13 protein-coding genes are annotated in these 13,077 nt (G+C 61.1%); 6 read left to right on the top strand and 7 right to left on the bottom strand.

Annotated elements, in window-relative coordinates; genetic code table 11:
* Position 1 precedes the first annotated feature (1 nt).
* Both I5P96_RS09920 and dapF read right to left on the bottom strand, forming a co-directional pair.
* Positions 2–1,189, bottom strand: coding sequence for an LL-diaminopimelate aminotransferase (locus I5P96_RS09920; RefSeq protein ID WP_223381902.1), 1,188 nt, complete (start codon positions 1,187–1,189; stop codon positions 2–4).
* A gap of 27 nt (positions 1,190–1,216) precedes the next feature.
* On the bottom strand, positions 1,217–2,065 hold the full coding sequence (dapF, locus tag I5P96_RS09915) for a diaminopimelate epimerase (protein ID WP_223381901.1): 849 nt from the start codon (positions 2,063–2,065) through the stop codon (positions 1,217–1,219).
* A 248-nt stretch (positions 2,066–2,313) separates the two neighbouring features.
* On the opposite strand from dapF, the gene acpP reads away from it, so the two are divergent.
* The 6 genes from acpP (at position 2,314) to mgtE (ending at position 7,841) form a co-directional block, all read left to right on the top strand.
* The gene (acpP, locus tag I5P96_RS09910; protein WP_097792621.1) at positions 2,314–2,547 is read left to right on the top strand and encodes an acyl carrier protein; all 234 of its coding nucleotides are present in this window, start codon (positions 2,314–2,316) and stop codon (positions 2,545–2,547) included.
* A gap of 132 nt (positions 2,548–2,679) precedes the next feature.
* Complete coding sequence (gene proS / locus I5P96_RS09905; protein ID WP_207685492.1) at positions 2,680–4,119, top strand: proline--tRNA ligase; 1,440 nt, start codon at positions 2,680–2,682, stop codon at positions 4,117–4,119.
* A 141-nt stretch (positions 4,120–4,260) separates the two neighbouring features.
* The gene (locus I5P96_RS09900; RefSeq protein ID WP_097792619.1) at positions 4,261–4,632 is read left to right on the top strand and encodes a GntR family transcriptional regulator; all 372 of its coding nucleotides are present in this window, start codon (positions 4,261–4,263) and stop codon (positions 4,630–4,632) included.
* Positions 4,633–4,634: 2 nt separating this feature from the next.
* Positions 4,635–5,483, top strand: a complete 849-nt coding sequence (locus I5P96_RS09895; protein ID WP_223381899.1) for an ABC transporter ATP-binding protein — start codon at positions 4,635–4,637, stop codon at positions 5,481–5,483.
* Positions 5,480–6,127, top strand: a complete 648-nt coding sequence (locus I5P96_RS09890; protein ID WP_223381897.1) for an ABC-2 transporter permease — start codon at positions 5,480–5,482, stop codon at positions 6,125–6,127. Before I5P96_RS09895 ends, I5P96_RS09890 begins: the two co-directional genes overlap by 4 nt.
* 334 nt (positions 6,128–6,461) lie before the next feature.
* Positions 6,462–7,841: a magnesium transporter gene (gene mgtE, locus I5P96_RS09885; RefSeq protein WP_223381895.1), complete on the top strand. Its 1,380-nt coding sequence runs from the start codon at positions 6,462–6,464 to the stop codon at positions 7,839–7,841.
* 52 nt (positions 7,842–7,893) lie between these two features.
* Here mgtE and I5P96_RS14245 read toward each other — a convergent pair whose 3' ends face one another.
* The 5 genes from I5P96_RS14245 to I5P96_RS09855 form a co-directional block, all read right to left on the bottom strand.
* Positions 7,894–9,039: a GNAT family N-acetyltransferase gene (locus I5P96_RS14245; protein ID WP_317850505.1), complete on the bottom strand. Its 1,146-nt coding sequence runs from the start codon at positions 9,037–9,039 to the stop codon at positions 7,894–7,896.
* 88 nt (positions 9,040–9,127) lie between these two features.
* Positions 9,128–9,604: a YhcH/YjgK/YiaL family protein gene (locus I5P96_RS09870; protein ID WP_223381894.1), complete on the bottom strand. Its 477-nt coding sequence runs from the start codon at positions 9,602–9,604 to the stop codon at positions 9,128–9,130.
* 11 nt (positions 9,605–9,615) lie between these two features.
* Positions 9,616–10,524, bottom strand: a complete 909-nt coding sequence (locus I5P96_RS09865) for an SPFH domain-containing protein (RefSeq protein ID WP_179859508.1) — start codon at positions 10,522–10,524, stop codon at positions 9,616–9,618.
* Between the two features lie 16 nt (positions 10,525–10,540).
* Positions 10,541–10,990 carry an NfeD family protein gene (locus I5P96_RS09860; RefSeq protein ID WP_097792612.1) on the bottom strand — a complete coding sequence of 150 codons (450 nt, stop codon included), beginning with the start codon at positions 10,988–10,990 and terminating at the stop codon, positions 10,541–10,543.
* Between the two features lie 146 nt (positions 10,991–11,136).
* Positions 11,137–12,993 carry a glycoside hydrolase family 13 protein gene (locus I5P96_RS09855; RefSeq protein WP_097792611.1) on the bottom strand — a complete coding sequence of 619 codons (1,857 nt, stop codon included), beginning with the start codon at positions 12,991–12,993 and terminating at the stop codon, positions 11,137–11,139.
* Between the last annotated feature and the right edge of the window lie 84 nt (positions 12,994–13,077).

The raw sequence follows: 13,077 nt of genomic DNA, 5'->3' as shown, positions 1-13,077 counted from the left end.
ATTACAGGGCCTGGATGGCGGTCTGGATGCGCTCAGCGGCGGTCCGGGTCTTCTCCGCATCGCCGAAGGCGGTCAGGCGGAAATAGCCCTCGCCGCATGCACCGAAGCCAACGCCGGGGGTGCCGACGACGCCGCAGTTCTCCAGCAGCCAGTCGAAGAACTCCCAGCTCTTCATATTGCCGGGGCAGCGCAGCCAGATGTAGGGGCTGTTCTTGCCGCCGCAGTACCACACGCCGCATGCGTCCAGCGCATCGGCGATGACCTTGGCGTTCTGGCGGTAGTAGTCGAGGTTCTGCTGGATCTCGGCCATACCGCTCTCGGTAAAGACGGCGGCAGCGGCGCGCTGCACGACGTAGGGCACACCGTTGAACTTGGTGGTCTGGCGGCGCAGCCAGAGCTTGTTCAGGTTCATGCCCTCGCGCTCCAGCTCCTTGGGCACGATGGTGTAGCCGCAGCGGGTGCCGGTGAAGCCTGCGATTTTGGAGAAGGAGCAGATCTCGATGGCGCATTCGCGGGCACCCTCGATCTCGAAGATGCTGCGGGCCAGGTGCTCGTCGGTGATGAAGCACTCGTAGGCGGCATCGTAGAGGATGACGGCGCTGTTCTTGCGGGCATAGGCCACCCACTCCTTGAGCTGCTCGCGGGTGTAAGCGGCACCGGTGGGGTTGTTGGGGCTGCAAATATAGATGATGTCTGCCTTCACGTTCTCATCGGGCATCCCCAGGAAACCGTTCTCCTGGCTGGTGCGGCCGTAGATGATCCTGCGGCCGTCGGTCACGTTGTCGTCCACGTAGGTGGGGTAGACGGGGTCCGGAACCAGAACGGTGTTGTCCACATCGAACAGGCCCAGCACGTTGGCCAGGTCGCTCTTGGCACCGTCGGAGATGAAGATCTCATCCTCGTCCAGCCGGGTGCCGCGGCCGGCATAATAGCCCTGGATGGCCTGCTTCAGGAAGGGGTAGCCCTGCTCCGGGCCGTAGCCGTGGAAGCCTTCTTTGGTGCCCATCTCAGCGGCGGCGTCCTGCATGGCGGTGACGACGCACTTGGCCAGAGGCTGGGTCACATCGCCGATGCCCAGGCGGATGATCTCTTTTTCGGGGTGTGCTTCCTGATAGGCGGCGACCTTGTGGGCGATGTCCACGAACAGATAGCTTGCCTTCAGCTCACCGTAATGATGATTCATTTTCATTGTATTTTCCCTCGATTCTTTCTAACGTTAGACTTCGATCACAGCTTCGTAAACGGTGGAGGCCGCGCCGGTCATGAGCAGCTGCTGGCCGGGCAGGACCCGGATGGTCAGCTCGCCGCCGCGCAGCGCCACATGGACGTCCTCGCCCGCGGGGCACAGGCCCTGCTCCACCAGAGCGGCCACCGTGGCGCAGGTGCCGGTGCCGCAGGCCCAGGTCTCGCCGCTGCCGCGCTCCCACACCCGCATCTTCAGGCGGGTGCGGTCCACGAACTCGACGAACTCGGTGTTGATCCGCTCCGGGAAGTTCGGGTGGGACTCGAACGCCGGGCCGATGGCCTCCAGCTTGAGGCCGTCCACCTCCGGCACAAGGGTGACGCAGTGGGGATTGCCCACGCTGATGCAGGTGACCTCCCAGGTCTTGCCGTCCACCGTCAGCGGGCAGCGGACCAGCGGCCCTTCGCCCATGTTCACGGCGGGCAGATCGGCGGCGCGGGTGGAATAGGCCCCCATCTCCACCTGCCACAGCTCCTCGCCCATCCGGGTCAGCGTCTTCCGGCCGCTGCGGGTGTCGATCTTCAGCACGGGCTTTGCTGCGCAGGCCGGTTCATGCACATGCAGCCACTCAGCCACGCAGCGGATGCCGTTGCCGCACATCTGCGCCTCGCTGCCGTCGGCGTTGAAGATGCGCATGGTGCCGTCTGCGCCCGGCGTTTCCGGGGCGCAGATGCAGATGATGCCGTCGGCACCCACCGAGAAATGCCGCGCCGAGAGCTTCCGGGCCAGCGGAACAATGTTCTCCGGCACGCCGGAGGACCGGCAGTCCAGATAGATATAGTCGTTGGCGCAGCCCTGCATTTTGGTAAATGAGAACTTCATCGCGTTCATCCTTTCGGTAGTTATAACGAACCTCTTATTATCATAAGAAGCAAACGGGATTCTGTCAAGCGGAAAACTGTGCTTTCCGCAATTTTTATCGGAAATTTCCGCCGCATCCGTTCCGGAATCCAAAACAGGGCTTGACAAGATGCGGCCCATGGGATATAAAAAATAGAGAGTGCTTTGCGCGGCCGGTCAGCTGCGCAGGGCGGACAACAAAGAATCGATGACAAAAGGAGACCGTGACAATGGATACCTTTGAGAAAATTCGTGCCCTGCTGGCGGAACAGCTGGATATCGACCCCGCCAAGATCACGATGGAGAGCGACATCATGAGCGATTTCGAGGCCGACAGCCTGGACATCGTGGATATGGTCATGACGCTGGAGGATGAGTTCGGCATCGAGGTGCCGGATGACGCCATCGAGACGCTGCGCACCGTGGGTGACGTGGTGAACTTTGTGGACAGCCATCAGGGCTGATCCGGACGCTGCAAAAGGCCCCGTTTCCCGGCGCTGCACACGGCGGTGCTGCGGCGGGGCTTTTAATATGAGTTCGTGCGGAACGGCCTGGGAGCAGGGCGTTTGGCGCACGGCTTTGGAGGATAAAAGAAAATGGCAAAAGACAACAAGAAACTCGTGCAGGCGATCACCAGCCAGGAAGAGAACTTTGCGCAGTGGTACACCGACATCTGCGTCAAGGCAGAGCTGGTCGAGTATTCCAGCGTGAAGGGCTTCATCATCCTGCGCCCCTACGGCCAGGCCATCTGGGAGCTGATCCAGAAGGACATGGATGCCCGCTTCAAGGCCACCGGTCATGAGAACGTGGCCATGCCCGTGCTGATCCCGGAGAGCCTGCTGCAGAAGGAAGGCGAGCTGGTCAATGGCTTCGCGCCGGAGGTGGCGTGGGTCACGATGGGCGGCTCGGACAAGCTGGAAGAGCGTCTGGCGGTGCGCCCCACCAGCGAGACCATGTTCTGCGACCACTGGTCCCGCGTGCTGCACAGCTACCGTGAGCTGCCCATGAAGTACAACCAGTGGTGCAGCGTCGTGCGCTGGGAGAAGACCACCCGTCCCTTCCTGCGCAGCCGCGAGTTCTGGTGGCAGGAGGGCCACACCATCCACGAGACCGCTGCCGAGGCTGAGGCTGAGACCCAGCAGCAGCTGAACTGCTACGCAGACGTCTGCGAGCAGGATCTCGCCATCCCTGTTGTCAAGGGCCGCAAGACCGATAAAGAGAAGTTTGCCGGTGCGGAGGCGACCTACACCATCGAGGCGATGATGAAGGACGGCAAGGCCCTGCAGAGCGGCACCAGCCACTACTTCGGTGATAAGTTCAGCAAGGCCTATGACGTGACCTTCACCGGCCGCGACAACCAGCTGCACCACCCGTTCCAGACCAGCTGGGGCGTTTCGACCCGTCTGGTGGGTGCCATCATCATGACCCACGGCGACGACGACGGCCTGATCCTGCCGCCCGCTGTGGCTCCTATCCAGGTCGTGGTCGTGCCCATCGCCGCCCACAAGCCCGGTGTTTCTGAGAAGGCCGCGGAGCTGGCTGAGAAGATCAGCAAGTACGCCCGCGTCAAGCTGGACGACAGCGACAACGCCCCCGGCTGGAAGTTCTCCCAGTGGGAGATGAAGGGTGTGCCCCTCCGCCTGGAGATCGGCCCCAAGGATCTGGAGAAGAACCAGTGCGTCCTGGTCCGCCGCGACACCCGCGAGAAGGTCTTCGTCTCTCTGGATGAGCTGGAAACGGCCATCCCGGCCCAGCTGGAGGCCCTGCGCAAGGACCTGTACGAGCGCGCTCTGGCCAACCGCGAAAAGCGCACCTGGGCAGCCACCACCATGGACGAGGTCAAGGAGCTGGCCAAGGCCAACACCGGCTATATCAAGACCATGTGGTGCGGTGACCTGGCCTGCGAGATGAAGATGAAGGAAGAGGCAGGTCTGTCCAGCCGCTGCATGCCCTTCGCGCAGGAGCACCTGAGCGATGTCTGCCCCTGCTGCGGCAAGCCCGCCAAGGCCATGGTCTATTGGGGCGTGGCCTACTGAGCCGTTCGCAGGAACTGCATAAGAAAAACCAAAAGCAGCCGTTCCCGTTGGGAGCGGCTGCTTTTTTGCAGTTGCCTCTTGACAACTCTGCGTCAACTGTATATACTGTACATGTACAGACAAGACGGAGGGGGGAGCGATGTGAATCTTTTTATCGACAACAAAAGCGGAGCACCGATCTATGACCAGATCTATACCCAGATCAAAAATGAGATATTGAACGGTAATCTGCAGCCGGACGAGGCGCTGCCGTCCATCCGGGCGCTGGCGCGCGACCTGCGCATCAGCGTCATCACGACCAAACGCGCCTACGATGAGCTGGAAAAGGAGGGCTTTCTGTATGCCATCCCGGCCAAAGGCTTCTTCGTGGCGGCGAAAAACACGGAACTGCTCCGGGAGGAGAATCTGAAGCAAATTGAATCGCACCTGACGGAGGCCGTCCGGCTGGCGGCGTCCTGCGGGCTGGCAAAGAACGACCTTGTCGAAATGCTGGAACTGCTGTGGGAGGAATGAAGATGAACGCACTGGAACTGCACGGCGTACAGAAAACGTATCCGGATTTTACCCTGGGCCCTATCGATTTAACCCTGCCCGGCGGCACGGTCTGCGGCCTCATCGGCGAGAACGGTGCGGGCAAGAGCACGACCCTGAAGCTGATTTTGGGAATACTTCCACCGGAGTCCGGCACCATCCGGGTGCTGGGGAAAGACGACCTGGAAGCATCCCCCTGCACCAAGGAGGACATCGGCGTGGTGCTGAGCGGCGATGGCATCCCCACCTGCCTGACCGCCGAACAGGTGGGAAAGGTGATGGCGGGCATCTACCGCAATTGGGACGCCGGGGTCTATGCCGGATTTTGCAAGCGCTTTGAACTGCCTGCTAAGAAAAAGTATAACGAATACTCCACCGGCATGAAGATGAAACTCTGCCTTGCAGTGGCACTGTCCCACCATCCGAAGCTGCTGCTTCTGGACGAAGCCACCAGCGGCCTGGACCCTGTCGTTCGGGATGAGCTCATCGACCTGCTGCTGGATTTTGTGCGGGACGAAGACCACGCCATTCTTATCTCGTCCCACATTGTCAGTGATCTGGAAAAGCTCTGCGACACCATTGCCTTCCTGCACAAGGGCAGGCTCCTGCTCTGCGAGGACAAAGACACCCTGCGGGAAGAATACGCCCTCTGGCACGGCACTGCCGGGCAATTGGAGGAGCTGGATAAAAACGCCATCGTCAGCCATCGGGTGACAGCCTACGGGGCCGAGGCACTGGTGAAAAGGGAACTTGTCCCGTTGGGCAGCACCCTGACACCGGTGAGTATCGAGGAACTGTTTGTATTGATGGTGAAAGGGGAGAATATGCGATGAAAGGGTTGCTGTTGAAGGATTGGTATCAGGTCAGAACCAGTATGAAAGCCATGTACCTGACTGTTGCATTTGTGCTGGTGTGGGTGTTCAGCACATCGAGCGCCTATGTGTTCCCGGTGAGTTATGCGGCCATTTTTCTGGGCATCTTGCCGGTGAACCTGCTTGCCTACGATCAGAGTGTCGGTTGGGTGGAGTATGGCCGGACGCTTCCGGTGAGCAAAAAGACGCTGGTGGCGGAAAAGTACCTCATCGGTCTGTTCTGCGCTGCGGCGGCTGTTGTGATCGGAGGACTGTTCGTAACGGTGATCCCTCTGCGCACCGGAACGGCTCCGGACAAGGATGTGCTGTCCCTGCTGGCGGGCAGTGTGTGTGCCATCCTGCTGGTCAACGGTATTTCTCTGCCGCTGCTGTACCGTTTTGGGGCAGAAAAAGCCAGCATGATCTATATCCTGACCTTTGTCGGATTGGGTGCCCTGCTGGGCGGCGGCGGTGCCGTGATGGATGAACTGCAGCAGAACGGCACGGGAAGTGTGCCGCTGCCTGTACCCCTCTGGCTGGCCGCAGTGCTTCTGCTGGTGGTACTGACCCTGTATGCCGTGTCCTGGCGGGTGTCGGTGACATGGTACGGAAAATACAAAAAGTGACAAAAGCCGGAACGTATCTTTCGATGCGTTCCGGTTTTATCATGTCTTGAAATCCGGCTCAGAATCGGTAAAAGTTTTGTAAAAGGGGTTGAAAAATCCGCCCGGCCGTAGTATCATAACGAGGCCGAACGGCAAATCTCAGTTTCAGGAGGCGTTTGATTTCCATGTCCAGTGACCATACGGATCACCCCAAACAACGTTTCTCCTGCGATGCGGGCCAGGCGAATGAGTCTGCCGCGTCCTGAACTGCATGTGCCCATGATACACCGCAGGAGTCGAGCTTGACCGACGCGGTGTATTTTTTATGCCCGGAATGGGCAGGAAGGGAACCAAGATGCAGAAGAAGAATTACCAGGAAGAGATCCTGAACCTCATCCACAGCGGTCTGCCGCAGGCAGAGCTGGCGGAAAAGCTTTCCGACTACCACGAAAACGACCTGGCCGATGCGCTGACGGCGCTGACGCCGGACGAGCGCCAGAAGCTGTACCCGGTGCTGGGCATCGAGCGTGTGGCAGAGATCTTCTCCTACCTCGACGATGCAGAGCCGTATCTGAAAGAGCTGCCCTCGGAAAAGGCGGCGAAAGTCGTCTCCAACATGGATTCGGACGATGCGGTGGACGCGCTGGATGACCTCGAAGAAGAGGACAAGGCCAAGATCGTCGGCCAGCTGGATCGCGACTCCGCTGAGGACGTCCGGATGCTGCTCTCCTACGGCGAGGATGAGATCGGCAGCAGCATGACCACCAACTATATCTCCATCCGGAAGGATATGACCATCCGGCAGGCGATGAGCGAGCTGGTGAAGCAGGCGGGCGAGAACGACAATATCTCCACCCTGTACGTCGTGGACGAGAACGACAAGTTCTATGGTGCCATCGACCTGAAAGACCTCATCATTGCCCGCGCGGACGACCGGCTCGAAAAGCTCATCGCGCGGTCGTACCCCTATGTGACCGACCACGAGAAGATCAGCGACTGCATCGACCGCATCGTGGACTACGCCGAGCGCTCGCTCCCGGTGCTGAACGATGCGGGGAAGCTGGTCGGCATCATCACCTCGTCCGACGTGGTCGAACTGGTCGATGACGAGATGGGCGACGATTACGCAAAACTGGGCGGCCTGACCAGCGAAGAGGACCTGAACGAGGGCGTTTTCGAGAGCGTGAAGAAGCGCCTGCCCTGGCTGATCGCCCTGCTCTTCCTCGGAATGCTCGTCTCCTCGGTCGTCGGTGCGTTCGAGTCGGTGGTGGCGGTGCTGCCCATCGTCATCTGCTTCCAGTCTATGGTGCTGGACATGGCCGGCAACGTGGGCACCCAGTCGCTGGCCGTGACCATCCGTGTGCTGGTGGACGAGAACCTGACCACCGCCAAAAAGCTCCAGCTGCTCTGGAAGGAGATGCGGGTCGGTCTGGTGAACGGCGCACTGCTGGCTGTGATGGCGCTGGGCTTCCTGGGCTGCTATATCCATTTCTTCAAGGCGTATGCTTGGGGCGAAGCCTTCCTGCTGTCCGGCTGTGTCGGCGTGGCGCTGATCATCGCCATGGTCGTTTCCAGCCTGGTGGGCACGGTCATCCCCATGCTGTTCCACAAGATCCACATCGACCCCGCTGTGGCCTCCGGCCCGCTCATCACCACCATCAACGATCTGGTGGCCGTTGTGGTCTATTACGGCCTTGCCATGGTCGTTCTTATTGATCTGTTCCATCTGGGTTGATAATATAAGACCCTCTCCGCCAAAGTCGACAGGCTTTGACGGAGAGGGTTTCTTAATTGTTGGAGATCCAGTACCGCTGGGTCAGGGTTCCATCCTGCGGGTCAAACTGTTCGTCTTCGAGGACGCCGCCGTTGGCGCGGATGGTTTTGGCGGAAGCGACGTTGTAGTGGTCGCAGCAGATGCGCACCTTCCCGATGCCGCGCGCTCTGGCCTGTTCCAGCGTCAGGCGGAGCATCTGGGTGGCATAGCCGTTCTGCCGCTCGGAGGGGCGGACGCTGTAGCCGATGTGCCCGCCGTAGGTGAGCAGATAGTCGTTCAGGCGATGGCGCAGGTTGGTCATGCCCACAAGGCGTTCGTGCTCGTCCAGCGCCAGATATTCGGTGGCAGGAACAAGCCCGGCGGGCGTCGTGCGGGGGTCGGTCAGTTTCCGAATCTGGGCCAGCCAGGCGTCGAAATCGTCGAATTGGTCCAGCGCCGAGGTGCCGTCCATCCGGGAGCCGAGGGCGAGAAATTCCTTCCGATACGTCATGACCTGTTCGCGGTCACGCTCGTCCGGCTCCCGCAGATGGATCTTCTGGGGCGGAGTGCGGCGGGTGGCCGTGCGGAGGTCTGGGGCTTTCATCAGGCCGTGGCGGTTGCAGTAAAAATAGAGCACTCCAGTGCCCCGCAGCGGGAACCGGCAGCTGGCTTCGCCCTCTGGGTAGAGCTTGACGAGCTGGAGCTTGTCGCCGGTGAGATAGGCGATGAAGGAGATGAAGTGGCCCTTCTCCATGGGGTGGTGCAGGGTAACGAAAAGTTCATCTTCCACCCGCTCAATGGTCAGCTGGTGCTTCTCGTCGGCGTCATCGGCATCCGCGATGTCCAACGCGGGCAGCGTGATGCCGCAGCAGCTCACCACGGCCTGACCGGTGGAGTGGAGCACGTTCCCGCAGAGGGGGCAGACGTAGAGCTTGGAACGCAGCAGATTGGCGGCACGGTTCCGGTTGACCACCGGTTCGCCCTGCATCAGTTCCAGCACCGACACGCCCAGTGCAGCGGCCAGCGGTTCCAGCAGAGAGATGTCGGGCAGGCCCTTGGCGGTCTCCCATTTGGAGACCGTTTTGGCGCTGACCAGGAGCTGGCGGGCAAGCTCTGCCTGCGTCAGGCCCTTGGCTTCCCGCAGCAGCCGGATGGTGTTTCCGGTCACATAGGTATTCATAATGGATTCCTCCTGTTCGTTTGCGTTGCAGACAGGATAGCATAGAAAACCCCTCTGCGCAACCTACGCTGCGTAGAGGGGTCTTGGTTTACGCTTCGGTTTCTTCGGCGTCCTCGTCCAGCTCGATGCTGAACACGGCCTTTTTCAGCTTGCCGCAGCCCTGCGCCTTCAGGCCGGACTTGTACGGCTCCCCAGCCAGATAGAGGACGAAGCGGCCTTCGCAGAGCATCCCGGCAATGCTGGTGCCCGCGCTGCCGACCGTGATGTCAGCAGCCTCATCAGTGGGCTTGGTGGGGCTGAACTCGCCCAGCGAGACTTCAAACAGCTCGCTGCCTTCGAGGTCGGTCTCCAGCGTCAGGTGGGTGTCCCGGCGGACGAAGGGGGTCTTGTCGCCGGGCTGCGGGGTCACGGTGCTGACTGTGACGACGGCCTTCTCGCCGAGGATGCGGGTCTTTCCGGCGGGGAGGTTGTTGATGTCCCGCGCCATGACGAACTCAATGACGGCGTCCAGATTTTCGCTCATGCCCAGATAGTTTGGCAGGTTGTTCAGGGTATCGTAGATCATAAACAGGCTCCTTATTCTGCGTCCTTCGGGTCAGTCAGCAGCTCTTTGATGCTGGGCACCACGCCGCCGAGGTTCTGCAGCTCGGACGGGATGATGATCTTGGTGGCCTTGCCGTTGGCGACCTTGGCCAGCGCTTCCAGACTGCGGATGGCCAGCACCTTGTCGCTGGGCATGGCCTCGTTCAGCAGGCGGATGGCGTCGGCGTTGGCCTGCTGCACCGCGAGGATGGCCTGTGCCTCGCCCTCGGCTTCGAGGATGCGCTGCTGCTTGACGGCGTCGGCGCGGAGGATGGCGGCTTCCTTTTCGCCCTCGGCGGCGGTGATGGCGGCCTGCTTTTCACCGTCGGCCTTCAGGATGACGGCGCGCTTCTCGCGCTCGGCCTTCATCTGCTTTTCCATGGCCTCCTGGATCTCACGCGGGGGGATGATGTTCTTGACCTCGACGCGGTTGACCTTGATGCCCCACTTGTCGGTGGCTTCGTCCAGAATGGCCGTGATCTTGCCGTTGATGACATCGCGGCTGGTCAGGGTGTGGTCCAGCTCCATTTCACCGATGATGTTGCGCAGGGTGGTGGCAGACAGGCTCTCGATGGCCGCGATGGGCTGGTTGACGCCGTAGGTGTAGAGCTTGGCATCCATGACCTGGAAGAAGACCACGGTGTCGATCTGCATGGTGACGTTGTCGCGGGTGATGACCGGCTGGGGAGGGAAGTCAGCGACCTGCTCCTTCAGGCTGACCTTTTTGGCCACCCGCTCCACGAACGGGATCTTGACGTGCAGGCCGGCGCTCCAGCTGTCGGAGTAGCTGCCCAGCCGCTCGATGACGTAGGTCATGGACTGGGGCACGATGACGATGTTGGTGATGACGATGAGAAGGATGACGAAGACCAGTGCAAGGATCACAAACAGCATGATGGGCATAGGGACGCTCCTTTTTTCAGTGGGTGGATGATTCGGTCAGGACAGGCTCCACGATGAGCAGGGTACTGTGGATCTCGGTCACACGGCAGGTCTGGCCCGGCTCCAGTGCGTCGCCGGGGGTGGCGCAGCGGGCGTTCCAGTCCACGCCGTCCAGCCGGACACGGCCGGTCTTCCCGGCGGAGACCGGGGTCAGGACCTTTGCCTCGCGGCCAAGGCTGCGGTCGCCGTTGGTGGGGGTGTGCTTCCGGCGCAGCTTGTCGGCCAGCGGCTTGAACGCCGCCAGGCAGAGGATGCTGACCACGATGAACACCACCGCCTGCACCCGGAACGACGGCCAGAACAGGCAGCTCAGCAGAGCAGCCGCACTGCCCGCTGCAAACCAGATGGATACCATGCTGAAGGTCATTCCCTCCAGCACCAGAAAGCCGATGGCTGCGATGAGCCAGAAGATGGGGTCAATGGGCATAGATACTCCCTCCCTTGCAGATGAAAACGAGACGAAGGGCCTCTTTTCGTTTATTATATAATAACGAGGGCGGGATTACAAGATGTCCTGATTTAAGAAAACAAGGCCCGCGGTCTTGCGATCCCACGGGCCTTGTTCGTTGAGGGTCAGATATAATCGTAGTAGCTGTGGTTCGGGTTGTGGCCGACCTCTTCCACCACGATGGTGAAGCCCATGGGGTTCACTTCGGTGCTCTTGCCGCTGGCCAGCGTCTCCACGATGATGTGTTCGGTGCGGTTGACGATGATCTCCGCCGTCTCCGCCTCGCCGATGCGCTGGTAGTGCAGGATGCCGCCCTCGGCCCGCAGGACGTTGAGCTTGCCGGTGCGGAACGCCTCGCAGGTGTGGCGCAGCTGGGCCAGCTGTGCCAGAACGGGGCGCAGACGCTGCTCGTGGGCGTCCCAGCGGAAGAAGGCCCGGTTGAACGGGTCGCGGTAGCCCTGCATGGCGATCTCGTCGCCGTAGTACAGGCAGGGCACACCCGGCAGGGTGTAGATGATGGCGTAGGCCATCCGGAGCCGGAGCAGCCCCTCCTCGTAGGCGTCGCCGGTCACACAGCGGCCGCTCTGCCATTCCCGGCCCCGGCCGTTGGCGGGCTCGTCGGCGATGACGGTCAGGGCGCGCTCGGTGTCGTGGGTGGAGAGGAAATTCAGCGCCGTGTCCATGGCGGGGGCAGGGTAGTGCTCGCAGATGGTCAGGATCTCGTTGGCAGCCTGCTCGGCGGGCTTGCCCTTGACGAAATCCAGCACGGCATTCTTGAACGGATAGTTCATCACGCTGTCCAGCCCCTTGCCCAGCAGGTAGGTGCGGCGCTGGTTGAAGCCGTATTTGGTGGTGGCGTCCTCCCAGACTTCGCCCAGCAGGAACTTTTCGGGGCTGACCCGCTTGACGGCGGTGCGGATCTGTTCGATGAACTCATCCGGCAGCTCGTCGGCCACATCCAGCCGGAAACCGGCGGCACCGCGCCGCAGCCAGGTATCGATGACGCCGCCCACGCCGGTGATGAACTCGACGTAAGAGGGGGTCTCCTCGTTGACTTCGGGCAGGGTCTCGAAGCCCCACCAGCTGCGGTAGCCGCCCTTGTACTTCGGGTCGAAATCGTACCAGCTGCGGTACGGGGAGCTGGGGTCGCGGTAAGCGCCGCCTTCGCCGTAGCGGCCCTCGCGGTTGAAATAGCGGCTGTCGGAACCGGTGTGGCTGAACACACCGTCCAGCACGATGCCGATGCCGTACTTCTTCGCCTCGGCGCACAGCGCCTCGAACTCCTCGTTGGTGCCCAGCAGGGGGTCTACGTTGAGGTAGTCGGCGGTGTTGTAGCGGTGGTTGGAGTGGGCCTCAAAGATGGGATTCAGGTAGAGGAAATCCACGCCCATCTCGTGTAGGTAGGGCAGCTTGAGCTGGATGCCCTTCAGGTCGCCGCCGAAGTAGTCCTCGTTCAGGTGGCCGCCCACCTCGTTGGGCTGCCAGAAGGGTTCGGCGTGTTTGTCGGCCTGATAGATGCGGTCCGGGAAGGGCATGGGCTTGTTCTCCACCCCTTCGCAGAAGCGGTCCGGGAAGATCTGGTAGAATACCTTGCCCTTGATGGACTCCGGCGTCTCGAAGGCGGCATCGTAGACCGTGATCTGCCATTTCTCACCGTCCTGCCAGCTGACCATGCCGCAGTTGTCCGGCCCGCGCACGATGCGGCGGAAGTCGGTATAGAGGTCAAAATAGTAGAAGTAGAGGCCGGGGTCGTTGAGGGTGACTTCGACCGAGAAATGGTTCTGCTTGGGGGTCTGGCCGTTGAAGTTCATCCGGTAGTACACCGGCACGTCGAACCGGCCCTCTTTCTGAAGGACGAGGTGCGGGTCCACATAGCCGAGTTCTTCGGGGATGCAGAGGGAGAGCCGGACGCTCTGCCCGGCCCGCACGGCACCGAAGGGCTGCTTGAAATAGGGATCGTAGCTGTTGAACAGGCAAGACAAGTCGGGTCGTTCCTTTCTCGAAAAAAGCTCCGGAGCCGTTGTACAGTCCGGAGCTTTTGGTATCATGAGGTTAAACCTTTCCGT

Source organism: Faecalibacterium prausnitzii (genome assembly GCF_019967995.1).
Lineage (GTDB): Bacteria > Bacillota > Clostridia > Oscillospirales > Ruminococcaceae > Faecalibacterium > Faecalibacterium prausnitzii_E.
This window is presented reverse-complemented; position numbering and strand designations above follow the sequence as displayed.